Genomic DNA, 23,854 nt, shown 5'->3' on the forward strand with positions numbered 1-23,854 from the left:
GGGCGGGTCTATCGCATTATGAAGCATTTTTAAGTGCAGAGAATTTGCAGAGCTTACAAAAGAGTGGGAATAGAAGATGAATCAGATGACAATGCCTGTGTTGCCCCAGATGAACGAGTTGTGGCAAAAAACGCTGAATTGGCAGCCGGATGAGTCGCAGCAACAACAATTTCAGCGACTTTATGAGTTAGTTGTCGAGGGAAATCGCTCCTTGAATTTAACTCGAATTACTGAGCCGATGGAGTTTTGGGAAAAACATTTGTGGGATTCTCTGCGGGGAATTGCCAGACTGCTGCCAGCTAATCACAATTCGGCGGAAAATCCCGAATTGTCCGCCGAGTCGGTGCTCAAAGCGATCGACATTGGGACGGGTGGGGGTTTTCCGGGTCTGCCGATCGCGATCGCCCTGCCGCATTTATCAGTTACGTTGCTCGATTCTACGCGCAAAAAAATTACTTTTTTGGAAACAGTTGTGCCGTCTTTAGGAATAGAAAATGCGGCGACTTTGTTGGGCAGAGCCGATGAAATTGCCAGAGTGCCGCAGCACAAACAAGCTTACGATTTAGCAGTTCTCCGAGCAGTGGGAGCCGCTCCTCTGTGCGCTAAATGCGCGCTGCCCCTGCTAAAAAATGGCGGTTTGGCGGTACTTTACCGTGGGAATTGGACGGCGGAGGAAGAGACCGAGTTGCAAAGGGCGATCGAGCATTTGGGCGGTAAAGTTGAGTCAGTCGAAGCATTCACAACGCCCACGAGTCAGGGGGCGCGGCACTGCGTTTACTTGCGGAAAGTTGCACGGCAGTTCGATCGTCCCGTCCGCTAGCTAGTAGGGACACGGCACTACCGTGTCCTGTATTTCATCTGCCCTGTCCTGTATTTCATCTAATCGAAAACTACCCGATCGCCTTTTCGTAGCGCTTGTTAATTTCCGCCCAATTAACCACATTCCACCAAGCTTTTAAGTAGTCTGCGCGCAGGTTTTGATATTTGAGATAATAAGCGTGTTCCCAAACATCGTTACCCATAATTGGATAGTTGCCATCTATCAAAGGAGTGTCTTGATTTGCCGTAGTTGTAATCTCAAGTTTGCCAGCTTTATTGCGGACTAGCCACACCCAACCGCTGCCAAAACGCTTGGCGCCTGCATCGTTAAATTTTGCTTTAAAATCGTCAACACTGCCGAAAGTTTGCTTAATTGCTGTTGCAATTGCCCCTGTCGGTTCGCCGCCACCTTTGGGACTCATGATTTCCCAAAACATACTGTGATTTAGGTGTCCCCCGCCATTGTTACGAACTGCTGTGCGAATATCTTCCGGCACTTTGCTCAAATCTCGCAGCATATTTTCCGCAGTGATATTTTTGAGTTGCGGGTATTTACTGACAGCATCGTTGAGGTTTTTAACGTAGGCGGCGTGGTGTTTGTCGTGGTGAAATTGCATTGTCCGCGCATCGATGTGCGGTTCTAAAGCATTGTATTCGTAGGGCAAAGGCGGAAGTGTAAAAGGCCCCGGAGTTTGGGCTATTTTTGGGCTTTCTGCAATTGGACTTGCTTGCGATACATTATTTCCTGACGCTTGGCAAGCACCTGCGGTAATAGCTCCGACGGTGGCAGTCACCAAATACAAGAAATCTCGGCGTTTGAGAGTCATAAAAAGTACCTAAGTGAATTATTAACTGTTTTATCTCAGATTAAAGCAAAATGGGAGCGAGTTGATAAAAAAAGTTGTATCGCCCGAATGGATGAGACGGATGGGCGATGGTTGTGAGAGTTTCTCAAGTATAGGCTAATTGTGTGCGCGTAACTAACTCACGTGCTCCGGTTCACCAACCCGGTTTCTGCCTCGAAACCGGGTTTTTTTTGCGATTATTCTTGGGACAAGCGCTGGATGGCTTGACCTCCAAAAAGCCGATCGGCTGCTTTCAGAATACCGGGAATTTTAGCAGCGTGGGGACTGTGGGCGAGACAGCGGCGCAAGTCTAATTCATCGAGACGATGGCGTTCCGCCCCGCAAGCTACGGCTTTTTGGCCCGGGAACCAGTGGCCCCCATTACCTAAAAGGTTGTAGCGCATCTTGCAATAGTCGATCGTATCGTAAGCCTGCGCCAAATTCCACAGCCACAAAATCACATAAATATTAATACCTCCGGGAGTATTTTCGATAGTTGGTAAACCGACGTGCCAAGTCTTAAACCAATCTTCTCCTAATTTATCAATGGCTGCTTTTTCAAGTTTTTCTAATATCGGTGGCAAAATTTCATCGGCTCTATCTAACAATTCTACAGCTTTCAGATGCTCGTTAAAATCTTCAGGTTTGGCTGCGCCCAAACTCAAAGTGTGTACTTGCGGATGCGACAAACAAAACAAATCATTAAACACCATCGGACTCAGCGGATAGCACAAATCTACCAATTTTTGCGGCGGGCTGTAAAGTTGACCGCCTTTGTCTGAAGGACTGATAATAAAAACGCCCATATCGTGACGTTTAGCCGCTTCAATAGCCGGCCAATTAATTTGATTGATGTAGTACCAGTGCAAGTTAAGATAATCAAATTGATTGGTTTCAATTGTTTTGACAATCACATCCGTCGGGCCGTGAGTGGAAAAACCAATAAACCTAACTTTGCCTTCTGCTTGCAACTTTTTCGCCACATCCATGCAGCCGCCCGGACGCATAGAATCCTCTAGCAATTCCCACGTATTAATGCCGTGCAGCGACAGTAAATCGACGTATTCCAGTTGCAAATAAGCTAAGGATTTTTCAAACTCTTCGCGGAACTCTTGGGAGTTTGGTTTGGGACTAACTTTCGTTTGCACTATCAATTTTTCGCGGGGAAAGTTCGGCAAAATTAGCCCCAGTTGCATCTCGGAAGTGCCGTAACCGCGAGCAGTTTCTATGTGATTGATGCCGCATTCAACCGAGTAGCGAATCGTCGCTTCTAGATTTTGTTGATTGTCTGGGGGAATTTCATTGGCTGGCACGTCTTGCCATTTGTACTGATATCTCATGCCACCGCAGGAAAAGACGGGCATGGATAATTCTGTGCGACCGAATCTGCGATATTGCATCATAATGAAAGTCAAAGCTATAGAAGAAGGAAGTTCGGCAACGAGCAATGTACGGGATGTAACGGATGTAGGATGTCCGGAAGAAGGAAGTTCGGCAACGAGCAATGTACGGGATGTAACGGATGTAGGATGTCCGGAAGAAGCAAGAAGGAAGATGTAACAATCGCAAGGGTGTCACTGATTAAGAACTTCTTAATAGTCTTGGAGGTTGCTAAGCTAATCCGCATTTAAATTGCATAGTAAAATAAATTTTTCCGTGGGGTGGGCAGGAGAGCCCGCCCTCAACATACAAATTAAATGCACAACAGCTTATAGGGTAATAAACCTTGTTTTTGGTATTTTTGCGGGTTGTAACTCCCATATTGCAGCATTCTCCTGAACAGGCAAGATGCCTGTTCCACAAAGAGTTTTTGCAGCATTCTTCTGAACAGGCAAGATGCCTGTTCCACAAAGAGTTTTTGACCACCACTGGGGCCGTTTTGACTATTTAGAAATCTCCCGTACTACTGGTTTTCCGTCTTGGATTTCGCCGACTAAAACCAAATCTGTACAGTCTACAAACAAACCATTTTCTAACACACCGGGAATGTTATTCAATGTTTTTTCCATTTCTCCGGGGTTGGCAATGTCATCAAATTTGACATCAATTACCATATTACCTTGATCGGTAATTACGGGGCCTGCTTTTTTCACACCCATGCGGAGTTCGGGTTTGCCACCCAATTTTTCAATGGCGCGCATCACTGGTGTTAATGCCATCGGTATAACTTCGATGGGCACGCGAAAAGTCGAACCCAATTTATCTACAATTTTGGAACTGTCAACTACTACAATAAACTGAGTGGCGAGGTAATCGACTACTTTTTCGCGGGTGTGGGCTGCGCCGCCACCTTTAATTAAGTTGAGGTGGGGATCTACTTCATCAGCGCCGTCAATAGCCACATCTATTCTGTCAATTTCATCCAGTGTTGTCAGCGGTACTCCGTACTGTTTGGCTAACACTTCTGATTGAAAAGATGTCGGCACTCCCTTGATATCTTTGAGTTGACCGGATTTTATGCGATCGCCCAATGCTTGAATAGTATAAGCTGTAGTTGACCCGGTGCCGAGTCCGACAATCATACCAGATTGTACGCGATCGGCGGCAGCAAAGCCGACTTGCTGTTTCATCAATTTTACGGGATCTTGTTCTGCGGTCATGTTCGGTACTCCTCAATAGTTTTAAGATTATACCATTTATTATGGATTTATTTAACCGCAGAGAGCGCAGAGAACGCAGAGAGGAAGAAGAAGAAGAGAGGGAACTCGCAAATTATTTCAAGTGGGAACTTCTCTCTTTTTTCTCTGCGCCCTCTGCGTACTCTGCGGTTCAATAAAAAAAATCTAGTTCACAAATCGGCGGATAATTGCCACGATGAAAATGGGATTTCGCGCGGCGTTGATTGCAGGCGCAGGGTGGGGGACAAATCTAATTTAGAATTGCTGCGATCGCTCGATTTTTTAGTTATAGTCAATATAGTCGGCAAAGCGCTGGAAATCAAGCCGCTTTTGGGCGATCGCACTCAATTAATTTTGTGGATTCATAACGAACCCGGCTTTGTATTCCTCCAAGATTTCAATAATGCTCGAGAAATCAATGCTTGCGACGCCTTTGTATTTGTTAGCGACTGGCAGCGCGAGCAATTTCACCGGCGCTTTGGGATTGACTCCAATCGCAGTTGTGTTTTAAGAAATGCGATCGCACCTTTTTTTGCTAACATTTTCGCCGATAATATTTCTCTCCTCTCTCATAAATCTCGACCGCCCATTCTAGCTTAAACCAGCACTCCATTTCGCGGACTCGATATTTTGTTAAAAGTCTTTCCCGCAATTCGTCAATCTGTCCCCGGAACCAGATTAAAAGTATTTTCAAGCATGAAAGTACACCAAATAGACGACAATGAAAACCAGCTTTTTTTCGGTCAACTTTACCGCCAGTGCCAGGAAACAGAAGGCGTCGAGTACGTCGGTTCCCTGCCGCAACCCGAACTCGTCCGGCAACTGCCTTCTGTCGCGGTTTTAGCTTACCCGAATACCTATTTGGAAACCTCATCTATTGCCGTGATGGAGGCGATGGCCTGCGGTTGCCGGATTGTGACGAGTGAATTGGCAGCTTTGCCGGAAACAACTGCTGGGTTTGCCCGTCTAGTTTCAATGTCAGGGGTGGAAAATTTTGCATCGATAACTAATTGGAAGCGTGCGGGCCAACCAGATTGGGAGGAATATACAAGGCAGTTTTTAGAGGCCGTAGTCGGAGTATTAAATGAGGGTAGGGGTACGGGCGGCGCAACTGCTGAAAATCATCTGAGACAGCAGGTAGAATATATAAATCGATGCTGTACTTGGTCTGCACGATCCCGAGAGTGGCTAGAATGGTTGAATATTATTAGTGTAAAACCTGTAAGAGTGGCAGAGCAAATGATCGGGAATTCTTTAGTAGGTTTAGAGGCAGTGAGAGATTATTTTCAAAAGGGAAATTGGCTGAAAGATCGAGGCGATCTCGGTGGCGCCATCGAGAACTATCAGAAAGCTTTAGAGTTCAATCCCGAAGATGCGGAAGTTCATAAAAAGTTGGCGGAAGTTTATGCTTTACAAGGAGAATTTGAAAAGGCGATCGCCTCTTGCAATCTCGCGATTAAATTCAAACCGAATTTTGCTGCTGCTTACTTGACAATGGGCAATGCCCTGCACAGTCAAAACAAGCTAGAAATGGCAATTCAAGCTTACTTGCAAGCTTTAGAAATTCAGCCGGAATTTGCCGAAGCCAGCGCGAATCTCGGCAGTATGTATTACAAGTTAGGGGAATTGGAACAGGCGGCTAATTATTACCAAAAAGCTCTCGCCATTAATCCTCAATTAAGCTCAGTTAATTTGATGCTTGGCAGCGTTTTGCAGCAGCAAGAAAAGTTAGATGCAGCCATTGCTTGCTATCAAAAAGTGCTGCAACAGCAACCGGGAGATGCCAGCGCTGCTGAGAAACTATCGAGTTTGCTCGCACAAAAACAGCGGCAAACTACCGACAGCAACTTTATCGAATTAGAAACAGAATCAGGCGCAGCGCAACCAGTATCTGTCAACAAAGATGAAGGCTACGGCTTGCAGCCTTCGAGTATCAATTTGCCGCCAGCGCCCACCACTGAGACTTTAAATACTCCGTTTACAAACCCCGCCGAACTTTCCGAACAAGTTACCTCGCTCAATGTTCCAGATAGCGGACAAGTTGCCAATTTTGAAGAAGTAGAACCGTACAATAAACTCGCAGAACAGTTTTTAGTTCAAGGTAAAATTAAAGAGGCGATCGCAGCTTGTCAGCAAGCGCTAAAAATTCGACCGGATTTCATCTACGCTTACGTCACTTTAGGTAATGCCTTGCAAGCAGAAGGCAAAACTGAAGCTGCGATTCGATCGTATTCTCAAGCCCTAGTGTTGCAGCCAAATTTTGCGGAAGTGCGCGCCAATATCGGCAGTATGTATTTCAAAATGGGGCGTTTGGAAGAAGCGATCGCCCATTACCAGCAAGCCATCGCCCTGAGTCCCGATTTAGCGGGAGCTCACTGGAATTTAGGGAAAGTATATCACCAACACGGCAACATCGAAGCAGCGATCGCCTGTTTTAAAAGAACATCCGAACTCAACCCGCAGCTAGTCGGTGCCGACTTCCACTTTAACTTAGGTAATCGACTTTTCAGCCAAGGAAAGCGCGACGAAGCCATCGAATGCTACGAAAAAGCGATCGCCATTAAACCGGATTGGGCCGAAGCTTACGGTAACATCGGCAGCGCGCGATCGCAACAAGGCAATCTCGAAGCCGCCATCGCTTACTATCAGAAAGCTGTAGCTTTAAAGCCGCACTTAGAAGTTTTGCACTTCAATATAGCCAACTCTTTTTTACAGCAAAACAAGTACGACGAAGCAATTACTAATTATCAAAACACTCTGAAAATTAAGCCCGACTGGCCGGAAGTTCACGCTAACCTCGGCAATTGTTTTTCCATGCAGGGGCGGCTGGAAGAAGCTCTAGCCAGCTATCAGCAAGCTCTGGGATTAAAACCGAATTGGGCAGAGGTTTACTGCCGGATGGGACACATTCAGAAACAAGATAAGCCGTTGGAGGCGATCGCCAATTTTGAAAAGGCGATCGAATGCAACCCCAATTTTAGCGAAGCCTACCAACAACTGTGCGACTTGCTAAGCCATTCCACCAACCTCGCCGGAGCCCGCAGCGTAGCCGACAAATACTGCGAAAACTGCGGCGAAAATGCCCCAGTCATGTCAGCTACAGCCTACGTCTTTTCCTACCTGCAATCAGGTGTCAGCAAACAGGCAATTCAAAAACTCGAAGAAATCGAAAAACTCTGCTACGAAAAGGTCGAAACCTTTAGCGTAATCGAACTAAAACTGCTCTACGAAATCTTCCTGTTTGCAGTTTCTCACCTGCGAGACAACCGCGAAAAAAATGCCAGCTTCTACCGACTAATTGCCAAAGAATACTACCAAAAAGCCGTCCCGCTGCGGCAGCAAGTTAACAGAAGCAACCTAGCCAATTACCAAACCAAAGAACAGCGTCCTTTAAAAATCGGCTTCCTTTCCAAACACTTCCGCCGCCACTCGGTAGGCTGGTGCAGCGAAGCTTTAATTCGCGAATTAAGCCACATCACCCCCCACGTTCACCTTTACGTCACCGGCAAACTCCACCGAGATGAAGTTACGCAGCGGTTTGAAGACATGGCGGGCAAGTTTTACTGGCCTAAAAAATATCCAAACGGCTTTGCTGATGGCGGTGAAATCTTCGCCGAAGTAGCGCAAGACAACTTGGATGTTTTGATAGACTTAGACTCGATGACAGTGCCAACAAATGTGGAAGTTTTATACCAATATCCTGCGGGAATTTGCGTTTCTTGGCTGGGATTCGACGCACCCTACATTTCAGATAATCACTACTTTCTGTGCGACGAACACACTCACCCCCCTGGTGTTGAAAAAAATTACTTAGAACAGTTAGTAAGATTGCCTGCTTGTTCGGTAGCAATTGGCGCACTGCAAAGCATTCCTGTAAATCGAGAGGCGATTAGAAACGCTCTCGGAATTGGCTTAGATCAAATGACTTATCTGTGCGTTGCGCCTGGGAGAAAAACCAATCCCGAAATGGTACGAGCTCAAGTTCAAATCCTTAAGGAAGTACCAGATAGTTTGTTAATCCGCAAAGGTCAAGGCGACCCCGATGTTATTCACAGCACTTACCGCCAAGAATGCGAAATTCAGGGAGTAGATTTTGGTCGGATTAAGTTTATAGGTCAAACCAGAAGTGAAGAAGAACATCGCGCTATTTATTATGTAGCCGACGTGCTTTTAGATTCCTATCCTTACAACGGGGGAACTCACAATTTAGAGGCTTTGTGGGCGAATTTGCCAGTGGTAACTCGCTCCGGCGACCAATATCTTTCGCGCATGGGTTACGCTTTTCTGAAAAGTGCAAATCTTGATGTCGGTGCGGCCTGGAGTTGGGAAGAATACACGCAGTGGGGAGTTAAGTTTGGCCGCGATGCTGGTTTCAGAAATGCGGTGAAAGAGCATTTAGTAAAATCTAAGCAGCCAGAACATCTCGCACCTTTGTGGAATCCTAAAAAGTTGGCTGAGGATATGTATGGGGTGTTTCAAAAACTTTTGTCAGTTGACGGTTGACGGTTGACTGTTGACTGTTATTGGTTATTAGAAGGAAAAATTTCCGCATCTCTCACTCTTCCCCTCTTTCTGTGAAGTCTTGTAACAATCTTCGTGGAAATGCGTAAAAATTCCGCGCCGAGTCTGATAGATAAATAGCTGATTCATAGTACCGCGATCGCACTAACTTTATGCCAGTTAGGGCGATCGCTTTTTTAGTAACACCACTTTCAAAAAAGAATGCAACTGCAGACAAGCTCGAAGCCAGCAGCTTCATCACTAAGTCCCAAATCTAAAATCTCAAATCTAAAATAACCTGACTACTCACTAATCGCCACTCGATCGCGCCCGCCAGACTTAGCTCGATACAGTGCCTTATCCGCAGCTTCAATCAACATTTTCGGGGAATTTTGACTTGGTGAAACTGCCGCAACTCCCAAGCTGAGAGTCACAGAATCACTGACAACAGACTTGATGTGGGGAATTGCCAAAGCTTTGACGCGGCTGCGGATGCTCTCAGCAACCGCCTGTGCAGCCACGATATCCGTATTTGGCAAAATTACCCCAAATTCCTCGCCACCGTACCTAGCAGCCAAATAGAGGCGTTCTGCGGGTGCGTTTGTGCAAGCATCCCCGATCGCCCGCGCCACTTGCTGCAAACAAGCATCCCCGGCTTGGTGGCCGTAATTGTCGTTGTAAAGTTTAAAACAGTCAATGTCGCACATAATCAAAGATAGCGGTTCCGAAGAGCTCGATCGCTCCCATTCCCGGTTGATCACCTCGTCAAATCGGCGGCGGTTAGCTAGCTGAGTCAGGCTGTCCAAATTCGCCAACCCGTCCAACCGCTGGTTGGCAGCAGCTAGCTGCTGGTAAACTAAAGATTGTTCGATCGCGATCGCCACTTGAGTACCCAACTGACTCAGCAAATCCATATCAAATTGCTGCCACTGGCGGGGTGCCGAACAGTGGTGGGCAATCAGCAAACCCCACAACTTCGGCACTTGACAAGAACCGTTACCTTCCCGAGGTTCTATTCCCTGCTGGACAATCGGCACTACCAAATTTGCCTTCACCTGACACCCCGCCAAAAAATTCATGTGACACTCGGTCAAATTAGAAGCATGAATATCCTCGATGGCGCGAATGCGACCCTTTAAATACTGTCCGATGTAAGTATTGGCAAAACAGCAATCGTCAATTCCCATCCCCTTGAGTGGCATCCATCCTTCTCCAACCGACTCCACCACCACATCTCCGTTCCAGTCGGGTCGGAAGCGGAAAACCAGCACGCGATCGGTTGCCAAAAACTCCCGCACTTCCGCTACTGTAGTGTTGAGAATATCTTGGATATCCAGAGAAGAACGGATGCGCGATTGAATCTGCGCGATCAGGCGTTCCCGTTCTATTTGTTGCCGCAGCGCGACTTGGGCTTGCTTGCTTTTAGTAATGTCCCGACCTTCCGGCAGCAACAATACTATTTTGCCCGTTTCATCCGCGACCGGTTTGAGAGAAAAATCAACAGTTGCCGTCCGATTTACACCTTGAACTTCGACTTCATAGCGGACAAATTCACCTTTTGCCGATCGAGAAATCGCCTCTTGCAACTGTTCCTGAACTTCCTCAGAATCTCCCCACCAAGGCAACCGCCAAAACGGTTTATTGGCCACATCCCGTAGCTTAATTCCCGCAAAATCCAGAGAAGTTTGGTTAGCTTCCAGCAGAGTGCCGTCCGGTTTCAATAAGCTCACAAATTGGAAAGAAGAATCAAAAATTGCCCGAAAGCGCCTTTGAGAATCTCCCAACATTGCCGTCACCTTTTCGCGGGAGGTAATATCGCGGAAGCGCCACACCCTGCCAATAATATTTTGTCCGACTCGAATCGGCTGCGTGTAGCGCTCAAAAGTGCGGCCGTCTTTAAATTCTAGAAGATCGCAGCCTTCCGACTCCGCATCCCTATAAAATTCTTTAACTCTCTGCAAAAAAGCTCTCGGATCTTTCACTTGCTTAGTGAGAAATGCCAGCCGCACCGTTCTATCCATTGAGTTTCTAACTTCTTCATAAATTCCCCACATTTGAACTAACTTTTCGTTATAACTAATCATTTCTCCGGCGGTAGTAACGGCGAGAATGCCGTCTGCCGTTGCTTCTAAGGTAGCGTGCAGCAGAGACCGCGATCGCTCTAATTCTGCTGCGGTCAATTTGCGTTCCGTGAGGTCTCGGACTGCTTTTACCTGGACTAAACGACCTTCCCAAAAAACGAATTTGCTGCGAACGTCAGCAGGAAAAGCAGTTCCATCTCGCCTGAGAAAAATAGTTTCACAGACTGTATTGCTGGCTGCCGAAATCATTTGCGGCGCCTGTTTGTATGATTTCGGCGACAGTAGTTCCAGCAAGCTCATTCCCGCCATTTCCGCAGGTTCGTAACCGAAAAGTTGGGCAAAATTGCTGCTGACGCTCAAAATTGTCTCGCGGTCAGCCACGGCAACTGCTTCAAAATAAGCTTCGCATTCGAGCAAGTGCGCTGCTGAGTAGCTGGTGCCATTTGCGCCGGAAGAATAGCTGTTGTTAATTAACTGTTGCAATTGCGTATTTGCCGAGTACAAAGCGGTCATGGCTTGCCTGTACATAGCAGTACGTTTTTCGACTTTTTGTGTGAGGCGATCGCGATATTCTCGCAGTTCTTTTTCGACTCTAATTAAATCAGTAATATCTACGGCAAACACGATTACACCAGCGACTTTACCTGTTTCGTCGCGGTAAGGTATTTTATCTGTCCGCACCCAGCATTTTTGACCCGAAACTGTTGGTAGCAGTTCGACTTGCCCCTGCTTGGGAACGCCGGAATTGATTACTTCCAAATCTTCTAAATAATATTGCTCTGCTTCGTCTGGATAGATTTCATAAAAAGATTTACCTTCTAATTGAGCTGCGGGCAAACCTCTCGATGCAGCGGCGGCTTGATTAATTCGCAGCAGGCGACTTTCGGTATCTTTGAGCCAAATCATCGCCGGCACGGAATCAAAAATAATTTGTTGTTCTTGTTGCTGCAGGCGTAGTTCGGCTTCTGCTTGTTTTCTTTTAATTATTTCTTTTTGCAGTTTTTGGTTAGCTTTTTTGAGTTCAGCAGTGCGTCTTTCTACTCTTTCTTCTAGTTGATCGTAGTATTGGGTCAGCAAGTTTTGCTGCTGTTCGTGCCGCAGTGCTTCTAATTTTAACTTTTCGCTAGCTGACAAACTTGAGGATACAAAATCTGCTAATATTTGGGTAAATTCGTGTTCTTCTTCCGTCCAATCACCGTCGGAACCCTGGCGTTCGGCGCTGACTATTCCCAACCTTTGACCTGCTAGCACAATCGGTACGTTTAACAGGGAAGTCGTGCCCCGATCGAGCAAATAAAGACTGACAAGTTCTCGTGTTCTCGGGTCATTTTCTGCTGCCACAGTAGCGATCGCACTTGCAGATTTTAAAGCTTGAAAATATGCCGGACAGTCGGCTGCTGTGATGATTATTTGTACGGAATGGAGTTTAGTATTTTGTTCGTAAAGGTCGATGCAGTGAAGCTGCGTTTTGTCTTCGCCATACAGCCAAATACTGGCTCGATCGCAGTTGACAATACTGACAGCGGTTTCTGTTACTTCGCGGATGAAGTCTTCTATATTGTTGCGTTCTTTAAGTTGACTTTTGGCTAATTTTGCGATCGCTAAAGTTGGACTGCGCCAATTTCCTCTCTGGTGGGGCGACCGGGGTGACTGCGAAGCAGCCTTAATTTCTTCGCAAACTAACAGTACAGCCGGCCGTTGGAAATTCGCAATTGAGCGACCATTGGTATTTTCCTCTATTTTCCAATTTACCGCAGGCATTGGGCGCGCGGTTGCTTTTACCCTAATAATCCTGCCGTCTTTGCAAGTTAAGCAGCCTTCCCAACAAGCAATTTTTGGAGTTGGCGTACCGTTTTCCGGCTGGGCTAATCGGGCAAATTCTGCCTGCATTTTCCCTTGCTCTTGGCAGTAAAATATGTTAAAAATTGAATGACAAATTAATTCCTGCGATTTGTAGGCGAGGCGAGACGCGCCGAATTGATTGAGCGAAAAAACTCTTCCCAAAGCGTCTAGAACGAAGTAAATGCCCGGAAAATTCTCGTAGAGAGTTTCATACCAATCTTGTTCGACTTGTTGGCTGCACGAAAGTTTTGCTGTCGCGAACTCGCCGTCCGTGTCGCTCAAGTGAGAATAGTTAGTTTCGGGGTTGCTTGAATGACTTTTTTTAGCAAACACTTTTAGCTTAACTCGACTGTAATTAATTTTACCTTCTGGAATTTAACTTTTTTGTGAAACTAAATTAAACCTGTTGTTTGAAAAAAGTTACAAGTTGTAACAAAAATGCCACTTGTCCAGCGTGCTGGTTTTCACTTCCCCATCCAACCACTGTGTTTGTTTGTAGCTGGTACACGGTTTGCCGACAATATTTCCCGCTAGTTGCAATGCCAGCAGGTTTAGCTGCAATTACCCAGTCTGTACTTTTAGCATCCTAGACAATAAAAAAAACCTGAAATCAATGGTTTTAAGTATATATGATAACACTCAAATACCTAGTATTGGGACTGACCTACTTCGGATTCGGTTTGGGATATTTGCCGGGGCTGCGGATGAACAGGGCAGCGATTGCAATTATGGGGTCAGCTTTTGTGGTGGCTTTGGGGATACTCGACCTGAAAACTGCTTGGGAGGCGATCGACCCCAATACGATCGTTTTTTTGCTGGGAATGATGGTCGTTAATTCCGCTTTGGGAGCATCGGGTTTTTTTCAACTCGCTTTGGAGTTTTTAACTCGCTTTACTCGTTCTCCTTTCGGCATTATGGTGGCCGTTACTTTTGGCAGCGGCATTCTATCGGCATTTTTTCTTAACGACACTACTGCTATTTTGCTGGCCCCTTTAATACTGAGTCTGACTCGCTCTTTGTCTCTCAATCCTATCCCTTATCTTTTGGCTTTAGCCGGAGGTACTAATTTAGGTTCGGTGGCGACTGTCAGTGGGAATCCGCAAAATATTCTCGTCGGTTCTTTTTCGGGAATTAGTTATTTAGAATTTGCCGGCTCTCTCGCCCCAGTCGCTTTAATTTGTTTGCTGGTTCAAGTAGCTTGGCTGTGGTTGCTTTATCCAGAAGTGCGTTCTTGCAAATCTTTGCCGGAGGTTCCCCAAGTCCGCTATCGATTGTTCAAGCCTTTACTGGCAAAAAGTTTGTGGGTGACAGCAGGACTTTTGGTAGCTTTTTTAGCGGGTGCACCTTTAGCAGAATCTGCCTGGATAGCTGCCAGTGTATTGTTAATTACTAGGCGCGTCAAGTCCGATCGCATTTTGCAAGGCGTTGACTGGAATTTGCTAGTAATGTTTGCGGGATTGTTTGTGGTGACTAAAGCAACTCAACAACTGGGTTTGTTGGACAATTTAACTAATTTGACGGGTACGCCGCTGAGTTTGTTGGGAGTAACGGTAATTCTTTCTAACTTAATTTCTAACGTACCCGCAGTGTTAGTTCTGCAATCGGTGATTGTCAAAACAGATACGCAAGCTTGGCTGTTGTTGGCGGCGGGTTCTACCCTGGCGGGGAATTTAACTTTGTTGGGTTCTGTGGCTAATTTAATTGTAGCTGAAGTTGCAGGAAAATCAGGCGATTTGCTGACTTTTAAAGAACATTTGCGGTTCGGGCTGCCGCTGACTTTCGTTACTTTGGGAATAGCTTATTTTTGGCTGTACTAAAAGGCTATAATTATTGCACCATCGTGCTCGTACAATTAAATTTTAGCTTTGGGATTTTACCTGTGCCAACTGATTTTTTTTCCATGAACCGCAGAAATTCACAGGCGGGACGCCTGTTCCACAGAGGGTGGAGAGGGGAGATGAGAAGAGAATAAATGAAAGGGAAAGATGTAGGTTTACAGCCGAGTCCAGATTTCGGTATAAAGTCTTTAGGTGTCTGTTTTGGGGACAACTGCAAAACTCGCGATTTTCCAAGGCTCTATCTTAAATCCTCGTCCTTCGGGCAACTTTTCAGACAAATTGGCAGGCCGTTCTAACAAATCTACTGGCTCTACAATTTCTAATCCCAAGTCACTGTTGAATTCTAGCACAGTCTCCTTCCCCTCGGATTCGCAACACCGCAAAATCCACACGTTAGAATCGTCTTCCGACTGTTTGAAAGCCATCAAAACTAAATTGTCGGCCGACAAATCCAAGAATTTACCAACAGCAGGTAAACTCTTGTTTCGATTTTCTCCCAACTGCGGCAACACCTTTACTAGCAGCGGCAAATTCAACTCGCAGCCGCGCCTAACTGTGCCGGCCTCTTGCCAATTTCCGCTGTGGGGATACACTGCACAAGTAAATTCGGAAACTCCTACATCTGCTTGTCCATCCGGCCAAGTCGAACCCCGAAGCAAAGTCAGCCGAATTCGATTCGGTTGAAGGTCGCAACCGTATTTGCAATCGTTGAGCAAACTCACTCCAAAACCGTCATTGCTGATATCAGTCCAGCGCAAAATCGGCACTTCCCATTTGGCTTTTTCGGCGGGTGTTTGCGGCTTGGTTGTGCGTGCGATCGCACCGCCGGGAATTTCGCAAGTTGCCAAATCTGCTTCTACATTTAACCCAAAGGCTGCTTTTACTAAAACGTGCTTTTCCTGCCAATCTACAACTGTCTTGATTTTCAGCAGCGGCGAACCTATTTCTACTATATAATCTTGGCAAAACTCCGATTTGCCAATTTGTCGGACTACCCGCAAACTCTGCCGTATTTCTCCCTGTGCTATCCAGGAAATATCTTTCAGTATCGGCGCTGGTAGTTGATGTTTTTCATAATTTGGATCGATGTTCCAAGCATCCCAATATTGACCGCTGTCTTGAAATGCTTGCAGTTGATTGCCGCCTGCTGCATTCAGGACTTCTCGGTTATTTACTTTATCCCAAATGCTGGATAAATTGCCACTTTGGCCGTCTACTGTTGCCCGAATAAATTCATTTTCTACAACCATTTGTGCGGCTGCAAAATGCGTTTCTTGACAAGGTGTGTTTTTTTGTGCTATACCGTATGTAAGTTGTGATAACTCTGTCTTTTTTTCGGTTTCTGGACTTGCGGACGCATTATCTACAGTTTGAGCGTCTTCGCGACACAGCCAAAACACCCGGTAGCCAACGGCGGGGAGATGATTTGCCCAGAATAACAGTGTAGATTGCGATTGCGGTCGATCGCCCCTGACAATCTGCGACACCAATCGCCGTCGGGAAAAATCGTAAATTTGCCAAGCTGAATCAGCGGCATCGGGAAGCGGTACGGCGACAACTTCAGAGCGCGACCAATTGAGAGTATTGAAAATCAAAATCGGTTGAGCGTCGGGCGCCGGAGGATTCGGCAGAGAAATTTGAGCCGAGATGGCATCCAAAGATTTTAGCAGGATTTCGCGACAAGCGCGATCGACCTCCGCAAAGGCTAGATTAGCATCCGTGTAAACTTGGGCGATCGCAGAACCGGGCAAAATATCGTGAAACTGGTTAAACAAAATTTGTTTCCAAGCAGATTCTAACTCGGATTTCGGATAAACCGCACCAGTACAAATCGTGGCCAGCGAAGACAGCAACTCCGCTTGGTAGAGCAATTCTTCGCAGCGGCGGTTTTGGCGTTTTTGGTCGGCGCGAGTCGTGTAGCAACCCCGGTGGAATTCTAAATAAAGTTCGTCTTTCCAAATCGGGAGAGTGCGGGGAATAGTTTTGAGTTGCGAGATGGGAGAATTTGCATCCGAAATTGCCGACAAGTTTGAAAATTCTCGCGCCCGCAAATTCTCCTGATTGTCCGATTCTGGAACATCGCTTTCTGGCCTAGTTGTCGCAACTTCCGGCAAAAACTGACTCTCAATCAAAGACAAATAATCAACCGCTTTCGCAAACTCCAACTTCGGGAAAAAAGGCGACATTTTCCAGCGTTTCGCCACCTCCAACATATCACGAGTTGGGCCGCCGCCGTGGTCGCCAACTCCAGGCAACCAAAGAGCATCTTGCAAACCAGTCTTAACTTGCCAGTCAAAAGCATAACTTGCCATTTTCACAGCTTCTATGCTTTCACCAATTGGAGCAGACATCATGCTAAATATTTTAGTACCGTCCAACCCTTCCCACCAAAACACACCGTGCGGAAATTCCGTTGTATCGTTCCACCGCAACTTTTGCGTCACAAAATAATCAACTCCGCCTTGCCGCAAAATCTGAGGTAATTGCCACCCAAAACCGAAAGTATCCGGTAGCCAAGCCACCCGCATCAATTCCCCAAAATTTTCTTTTGCATAACGCTGTCCGTAAAAAACTTGCCGCACCATTGATTCAGCGGAAATCAAGTTTAAATCCGGTTCTAACCACATCCCGCCGACAACTTCCCAACATCCGACAGCCACCTGTTTTTTAATCGCAGCAAATAAGTCCGGCCGATGTTGTTCCATCCAAGCATAAAGCGCCGGAGTAGAATGACAGAAAATCAAATCGGGAAACTCCGATTGCAATTTCAATACCGACTCAAAAGTTCGCTTTGCCGCTTCCCAAGTTTCCGGGACAGGCCACAGCCAAGCTAAGTCTAAATGAGCGTGACCCACCAAATAGATTTTACCTGTATATATAGATGTCAGCTCACCACTTTCTCCTATATATATAGATGTAGCATTGCCATTTTCTCCAACCTCCGAAACTTCCTCTCTTCTTCCTCCCTCTGCGGCCTCTGCGGCCTCTGCGGTTCCCTCATCTAAATCCCCAGAAAAATATCTCCGATCGCCACTTTCTCCTATATATATAGATGTAGCGTTACTATTTTCTCCAACCTGCGAAACTTCCTCTCTTCTTCCTCCCTCTGCGGCCTCTGCGGCCTCTGCGGTTCCCTCATCTAAATCCCCAGAAAAATATCTCCGATCGCCACTTTCTCCTATATATATAGATGTAGCATTGCTATTTTCTCCAACCTCCGAAACTTCCTCTCTTCTTCCTCCCTCTGCGGCCTCTGCGCCCTCTGCGGTTCCCTCATCTAAATCCCCAGAAAAAGCCCGCAGATATCCCAGTAAATTGTGCCGCAAAACCGACAGCGAGCGATCGAACTTTTCGCGATCGCGCACCGCCGACCAATCGATCGAACCAAGCGCCAAATCAATCTCAGATTTCAGCAATTCCCCCTTGACAAACATGGGGTTATTTGCTATTATTTCGGTGGAGAGGTATTGGGAATTTATAAAATCTAAATTTAGAGTTAGCGAATTTTGCAAAATCTCTAATTCGGCAGCTACAAAACCCGGATCGAAACAAGAAGAGTCAGCAGCTTCATACAAACAAATCGATCGCACTAAAGCACCGCTATCGTGACCCGGACTTACCAACCGCAAAATTACTAAAAATTCATCTCCAGGATTAGCCGACGAACTCAACAAAACTCGATCGGCAAAATCAAATAAATCTCCCCGTCCGACTAACTCGCCGTTCACAAAAATTTGAGCATCTTCTGCCCACCAAGTCAAGCCCAGCAGCAACCGCAAACCAACCACAGGATAGCCGTGCAAATTGTCAGGAATTACAAATTGCTGGCCCAGATACAAAACTTGCTTCCCCGACGGCCAAGCAATATGTCCTTTGCCGTTAAGTTCGGCAACAGGCCCGTTACAAATATTTACCGAAGAGACAGCAGAGTCAGAATCGCAGTACCTCCAACCAGACTGAACCTCCACTTGACTGAGGCGGCGCAACTTTTCGACAGTGGCAAAAATATTGTTGCTAGCAGGTGACACAGAAGCGCTCATATTTGGCTAAAATAAAACTTGTGTATTAATCAAAAATCGGATTGAACCGCCCCGACGCCAAGGACGCGAAGAAATAAAGGTTTCAGAGGGTTTGAAGCGGAGATTAAGATCTCGCTTTGATTTTACAGCAATATTCAGCAATTCCGGCGCGAATCAAAAATCTGAATTCAATAATTAAACTTATGTCCAACGGTTACTACGGCCCCTACCAAAGCCGATTATTAAATTTTATATCGAAACAGTCCCGCCAAGTCGCCGACAATTGCGATCGAACTTGGCGTCAAATTAAAGAAGCAACTCTCACCGCCACCCAAATTCTGCTTTATCCAGCTTATTTGCTGGTGCAAAGTTCCCGAATGCTGGGCCGACAGTTGCGGGAATCAAGCCAAAAAGTAGATTTACCGGAACTGCAAGAATTTGGCGGCGACGAAAACCCCGATTTGCCGCCAAATTGGTATCAGGGGGAAGTTGCCGAGGAAAATTCGATCGCGGAAATTTTGCACCTCGCCGAAAATTTGCTAAACTCGTCGCAAACTGCGAAAACTTTAGCCAGCTTCCCGCTGTTAATCGATCGGGGAAATGCTGTTAACGATTTACCTCCGGCTATCAATTTTAGCGGACAAACCGCCAACCATCAAACCACTTCCGTCTTAGTACACCCGCTTGCTAAAACTCAATTAAAACCGCAACCGAAAGTTGAGGGAATTGCCAGTTTTATCCCAGCCCGCACTTTAGTATTGGTGGGAGGTGAAAATAAGATATTAGATATTTTGACACCCGAACAGCAGGAAATGCTTGAAGGTCGCATAACTTGGGAAGTAGCAAACTGCAGCCCCGAACGGCGGGAAATTACCCAAAAAGAATTAAAATTTAATCTAGGTTTGGAGTCGGCGGCCAAAAAAGCGCAGTTGCCGCCGGTGCGTCGTTTTTGGGAATTGATGGCATGGCTTCAGACGAGCCCGGTTGCTCTCAAAAGAAATCAGTTTGGAGAATCAATCCTCGCAGTTAAAAAATCGATCGACCGCAATGCCATCCTAGTTCAAAAAGCCCGCGCCCAGATCGAAGCAAAAACCGCACAGCAGTCAATTGCGGCATCGAATTCGATCGACCCCAATACCCCACAACTAGAAACTAATTTTAACAGCAAGTTCGATCGACCCGCTAATCCTCTCTCCTTTGTTACATTACTCGATCGCGCCGCCGTCAACCTCGAAGAATTTACCCTCCCGCCAGCGGCAAAAACAACCGCCCAACCCACAGAAAACCCCGGAGTCAAAATTAATACATCCGCCACAGACGCCAACGCAGATTTGTCCGCCCGCGACATCCTCGAAAAATACGCTCGAAACATCGAACAAATGATTTGGTCGTCAGTAGACCACCTTTTGGGCAAAGAAACGGCAGCCAGTGATAATACTGAGAAGTCAGTCGCAATTAAGTATTATTTGAAACAGCGACAAGAACAAGAAAACACGCAAAACAGCCCAGAGGCCGATCGACCCTGGCTGAGCTGGCAAGACTTATTCGGGGAAGCAGCACCGCAGCATTTAATCGACGGAAGTTCCCAAACCGAGGCAGCAGCTCAAAGCCAAATATCACAATCTAGTCCAAAAGTCAAGCAGGAAATTGCAGAATTAGGAGAATTGCCAGAAGGTCGATCGACCGCAGTCTCAATCTCCCCTTACCCCGAAGCACTTCACCGCCTGCTGGGGCAGTTAAAACAGAGCTTGCTCGCAAAAAGCCCAAAAAGTCAACCCCAACCAGCATCAAATTTAGCAGTTACTCGAAAAAATAGCTCTGCACTCGCAGCAGAATCAACCCCAGGGGGCGCGCCGGAAACCGAAGTGCCAAAAAACACCAACCCGAACACCCGACAAAACAGCCAATCCCCAGCAGCAATCACCGCGCCAACCCGCAGATACATCCCCGCAACCCGCGCAACCCGCGCTGCTGCTGAACCAAAAAATCACAGCGCAGGCGTCCAACCCGAGGGCGAATACTTAGAAACAAAAGCAGAATCGATGGGATACATTAAGCACCCGCTAGAGCAAGTGCTCGAATGGCTCGATCGAGTTATGCTGCGACTAGAAAACATCGCCGAGCAACTCTGGAATTGGGCAAAAATCAACTTGCCAAAAATCCTCAAAAGCAAAGATAAAATTGACTAATCTTTAGCTTATGATAAAAAAGTTGCCGCAACAGCAGCAAATCAGCTCAGTATTATGCCATCTTTGGAGACTCCCACAGTGCTAACCCTCAAAATCGTAGTTAATGTAGTTGTTTTATTTTTTGTTTCCCTGTTCATCTTTGGATTTTTGTCCAATGACCCAGCCCGGAACCCCAACCGCAGAGACATGGAATAAACAAGTTATCTCGCCCGCTAGCTGGGGGTTCCGCCACCGCAGCCCCTCAGCCAGCCCGCAAACCCCCAAAAATTAGTCGAACAAAACTTGACCTCGCACCAGCAGCGAGGTTATCTTGTGGCGAAAGCAAGTTCTCAAATCAGCCATATTTCGGCGCGCCAAAGCCACTGCAAATTTTAGATGTCAGATTAATGTCTAAACAGTTGCCTTTTAGATGCAAAAATTTTCAATAATTTGCACCCTATAAAATCTAAAATCTAAAATCTAAAATCTAAAATCGGATGACTCACTTGGTGTAACTATGCCCTATCCGGTACCGCCGCCAGAACCCCCTGGCATCATCTACATCGCAAAGCCAAAAAAAGTCGCCCTCACTGTCGCGGCCGGCGATGGAGACACCCGCAGCAACCCCGCAGAAATACCGGAACCAAGCCCAGATATCGTTCAGCCAGAACCCACACCGGCCCCAGCAGAACCCGCAGCCACACTCCTCGGCACCACCCCAGCCAACGACCGGCCTCCAGAAATCGCCGACCCCCTAGGGGAAGTGGAAAGCGGCGAGGCAGTGGTGGGATTTCAGCGTCAGGCCCCTGCGGTAGAACCCGAAACGGCGGAAACTCCGAAAGATTCCTCGTTTACGGCTTACCAATTGGGTTCGGTAGAAAATGCCGTTGCCGTTCGCAATCGAAAACGAACCGCAGAGGCGCAGAGAACAGAGGAGAAAAAACAGGAGCAAAATCTTGTCCGACAGCAGGAAAGTTGGTATCAGGCCCAAGGCCGGCAGTTAGAAGATAACTCTCCCGAACCTGCTGAAATTCCCGTTCCCGAACCCGCGCCCGAACAGACTCCCACCGAGCAGCAACAGTTCGAGATTCCAGCACCGGGAACCGCCCCCACACCCAAAACACCCGCTGCGCCGAAACCGAAGCCGAAGCCAGCCGCGCCGGGAGTCCGCACCGCGCCTTCTCGGCGGACGGTTCCGTTTCCCGTAAGCCCGGCCGATACTATTGAAGTTAAGGCCGACAGCCAAGAATTTGACGACAAGCAGCAAATTGTGACGGCGGTTGGTAATGTCGTCGTGCGGTTCCGGCAAACTGTGATTGATGCCGATCGGGCGATCGTCAACTTAGTCACCCGCCAAGTGGTAGCATCCGGCAATGTCGCCTATACCCGCGGCCAACAAGTAGTGCGCGGCCAGCAGATGGAGTTCAATCTCGGGCTCAACACCGGCGCAGTCGAACAAGCTAGGGGGGAAATATTCCTGCCCGCAGCAGGTAGCGAATTGACCCCCACACTGCCGACAGATATCAGTGCCGGGACGATTCTCGAACAGCCGCTGAGCGATCGAATTACCAGCCAGCAGCCCCTGCGCGGAGTCAAATCCCCCGGCGCTGCTACAGTGACTATTGGCGGCGGCCGACAGCGAGCAGTCCGCCAAGTTACTGGTGCCGTCAACCGCGTCCGCTTTGAAGCAGAACGCATCGAACTCCTGCCAGACGGCGCGAGGGTAGCAACCAACATTCGGATTACTAACGACCCGTTTTCCCCGCCGGAATTTGAATACAGGGCCCGGAGGGCGACGATTAGAAGGATTTCGCCCACGGCTGAGGAATTGGTCACAACTAAACCCCGCTTGGTGTTCGACAACCGGGTGAAAATACCCGTGTATCCCCGCAGGCAAGTGTTTGACAGCCGGCAGCAGAACGGCCCGTGTTTGACGTTTGGTTACGACGGGGGCCAGCGCGGCGGTTTGTATGCCGAGTGCGGTTTTGAGGTGTTGCAAAACGGGCCGGTACGGCTAACCCTGGCACCCCAAATTTACCTTCAGCGCGTCGTCGAAAAGCACGGCGGTAATCCGTTTTTTCCCGACAGCTACGGGCTGAGAGCGAGGTTGAGGGCATCTCTGGGCCCGCGCACTAGGCTCGACGGATCGGCAATATTTCTGAGTTTGGAAAATTTCCCGAATTTGCCAGAAGAAAGCTTTCGGGGCAATTTGCGCCTGCGACAGTTGATCGGCACTCACTCTCTGGCAGCAGAATACAGTTATCGCGATCGACTGTTTAACGGTTCTCTGGGCTATCAAACCGTGCAGAGCAGTCTCGGGGCAGTCCTCACTTCCCCAGTCATCCAACTCGGAGGCACGGGCATCAATCTCAGCTACCAAGCTGGGTATCAATTTATCAATGCTGACACCGATCGACCAGACTTGCTCGAACCAGTGCGGGAAAACAACCGTGTCGATCTGGGCCGTTCCCAACTCAGCTTCGCCTTAAGCCGCGGCTTCAACTTGTGGGAGGGCGAACCTCTCCCCCGCACTCCCACCCAGGGTTTGAGGTATACGCGGACGCCGGTGGTTCCTTTCGTGCAACTGGCCTTGGGACTCCGGGGAGTTGGTACTTATTACAGCAGTGGCGATCGACAAAATTCCCTCGCCGGTAGCGTCGGCATTCAAGGGCAGTTCGGTCATTTCTCCCGCCCTTTCCTCGATTACACTGGGTTTAACGTGACTTATACCCAGGTGGGGCGGGACGGTATCTCGCCGTTTTTATTCGATCGCTTAGTAGATTTGAGAGTCCTGTCTTTTGGGCTTGTCCAGCAAGTTTACGGAGGCTTTCGAGTTGGATTTCAACGTGCTATTAATTTAGAAAGCGGGGAAGCAATCAGTACGAATTACACTCTAGAATACAGCCGCCGCAGCTACGCAATTATTTTGCGTTTTAATCCTGAGCGTCAAGTCGGCAGCCTGACTTTTAGAATTAGCGACTTCAACTGGAATGGGACTCCCCAACCTTTTTCCGGGGACGCGCGAACTGTAGAAGGAGGCGTGCGTTTATCCGATTAATTCAATTTGGTTATTAGTTATTGATTATTAGTTATTGGTTATTGCAACCAACAATTAACAATTAGC

General features: G+C 47.5%; 16 protein-coding genes. 9 read left to right on the plus strand and 7 right to left on the minus strand.

Annotated elements, in window-relative coordinates:
• Positions 1-76: 76 nt before the first annotated feature.
• Positions 77-820 (plus strand): 16S rRNA (guanine(527)-N(7))-methyltransferase RsmG, encoded by a 744-nt coding sequence (gene rsmG / locus OSC7112_RS03255; RefSeq protein WP_015174555.1) that lies wholly within the window; start codon positions 77-79, stop codon positions 818-820.
• Positions 821-890: 70 nt separating this feature from the next.
• Here the strand turns inward: rsmG and OSC7112_RS03260 are convergent, their stop codons facing one another.
• Together OSC7112_RS03260 and OSC7112_RS03265 are read right to left on the minus strand one after the other, a co-directional pair.
• Positions 891-1,646: a Fe-Mn family superoxide dismutase gene (locus OSC7112_RS03260; RefSeq protein ID WP_015174556.1), complete on the minus strand. Its 756-nt coding sequence runs from the start codon at positions 1,644-1,646 to the stop codon at positions 891-893.
• Between the two features lie 215 nt (positions 1,647-1,861).
• Positions 1,862-3,067: an aldo/keto reductase gene (locus tag OSC7112_RS03265; protein ID WP_015174557.1), complete on the minus strand. Its 1,206-nt coding sequence runs from the start codon at positions 3,065-3,067 to the stop codon at positions 1,862-1,864.
• A 1-nt stretch (position 3,068) separates the two neighbouring features.
• On the opposite strand from OSC7112_RS03265, the gene OSC7112_RS39275 reads away from it, so the two are divergent.
• Positions 3,069-3,224 (plus strand): hypothetical protein, encoded by a 156-nt coding sequence (locus OSC7112_RS39275; protein WP_015174558.1) that lies wholly within the window; start codon positions 3,069-3,071, stop codon positions 3,222-3,224.
• Positions 3,225-3,390: 166 nt separating this feature from the next.
• Positions 3,391-3,555, plus strand: a complete 165-nt coding sequence (locus tag OSC7112_RS39280) for a hypothetical protein (protein ID WP_190274321.1) — start codon at positions 3,391-3,393, stop codon at positions 3,553-3,555.
• On the opposite strand, the gene rpiA is transcribed toward OSC7112_RS39280, so the two are convergent.
• Positions 3,548-4,264, minus strand: coding sequence for a ribose-5-phosphate isomerase RpiA (gene rpiA / locus OSC7112_RS03270; protein WP_015174559.1), 717 nt, complete (start codon positions 4,262-4,264; stop codon positions 3,548-3,550). The genes OSC7112_RS39280 and rpiA overlap by 8 nt on opposite strands.
• A gap of 255 nt (positions 4,265-4,519) precedes the next feature.
• Between rpiA and OSC7112_RS03275 the strand changes: the two genes are divergently transcribed.
• Both OSC7112_RS03275 and OSC7112_RS03280 read left to right on the plus strand, forming a co-directional pair.
• A complete protein-coding gene (locus OSC7112_RS03275; RefSeq protein ID WP_015174561.1) occupies positions 4,520-4,882 on the plus strand; it encodes a glycosyltransferase family protein in 363 nt (120 codons plus the stop codon).
• Positions 4,883-4,909: 27 nt separating this feature from the next.
• Entirely contained in the window at positions 4,910-8,785 is a 3,876-nt protein-coding gene (locus OSC7112_RS03280) for a tetratricopeptide repeat protein (protein ID WP_263053615.1), read from the plus strand.
• Between the two features lie 52 nt (positions 8,786-8,837).
• Here the strand turns inward: OSC7112_RS03280 and OSC7112_RS39285 are convergent, their stop codons facing one another.
• The 3 genes from OSC7112_RS39285 to OSC7112_RS39290 form a co-directional block, all read right to left on the minus strand.
• On the minus strand, positions 8,838-9,041 hold the full coding sequence (locus OSC7112_RS39285) for a hypothetical protein (RefSeq protein WP_015174563.1): 204 nt from the start codon (positions 9,039-9,041) through the stop codon (positions 8,838-8,840).
• Positions 9,042-9,084: 43 nt separating this feature from the next.
• Positions 9,085-13,038, minus strand: a complete 3,954-nt coding sequence (locus OSC7112_RS03290; RefSeq protein ID WP_015174564.1) for a PAS domain S-box protein — start codon at positions 13,036-13,038, stop codon at positions 9,085-9,087.
• 87 nt (positions 13,039-13,125) lie between these two features.
• Positions 13,126-13,266 (minus strand): hypothetical protein, encoded by a 141-nt coding sequence (locus OSC7112_RS39290; protein ID WP_190274322.1) that lies wholly within the window; start codon positions 13,264-13,266, stop codon positions 13,126-13,128.
• 68 nt (positions 13,267-13,334) lie between these two features.
• Here OSC7112_RS39290 and OSC7112_RS03295 point away from each other — a divergent pair, with 68 nt between their 5' ends.
• On the plus strand, positions 13,335-14,522 hold the full coding sequence (locus OSC7112_RS03295) for an anion transporter (protein WP_015174565.1): 1,188 nt from the start codon (positions 13,335-13,337) through the stop codon (positions 14,520-14,522).
• 209 nt (positions 14,523-14,731) lie between these two features.
• Here OSC7112_RS03295 and OSC7112_RS03300 read toward each other — a convergent pair whose 3' ends face one another.
• Entirely contained in the window at positions 14,732-18,583 is a 3,852-nt protein-coding gene (locus OSC7112_RS03300) for an alpha-mannosidase (RefSeq protein ID WP_015174566.1), read from the minus strand.
• A 182-nt stretch (positions 18,584-18,765) separates the two neighbouring features.
• On the opposite strand from OSC7112_RS03300, the gene OSC7112_RS03305 reads away from it, so the two are divergent.
• From OSC7112_RS03305 to OSC7112_RS03315, 3 genes are all read left to right on the plus strand, one after another.
• Complete coding sequence (locus OSC7112_RS03305) at positions 18,766-20,751, plus strand: hypothetical protein (RefSeq protein ID WP_015174567.1); 1,986 nt, start codon at positions 18,766-18,768, stop codon at positions 20,749-20,751.
• Between the two features lie 78 nt (positions 20,752-20,829).
• Complete coding sequence (locus OSC7112_RS03310) at positions 20,830-20,946, plus strand: photosystem II reaction center protein I (protein ID WP_039887172.1); 117 nt, start codon at positions 20,830-20,832, stop codon at positions 20,944-20,946.
• A gap of 301 nt (positions 20,947-21,247) precedes the next feature.
• Positions 21,248-23,788 carry a DUF3769 domain-containing protein gene (locus tag OSC7112_RS03315; protein WP_015174568.1) on the plus strand — a complete coding sequence of 847 codons (2,541 nt, stop codon included), beginning with the start codon at positions 21,248-21,250 and terminating at the stop codon, positions 23,786-23,788.
• Positions 23,789-23,854 lie beyond the last annotated feature (66 nt).

Source organism: Oscillatoria nigro-viridis PCC 7112 (assembly GCF_000317475.1).
GTDB lineage: Bacteria > Cyanobacteriota > Cyanobacteriia > Cyanobacteriales > Microcoleaceae > Microcoleus > Microcoleus nigroviridis.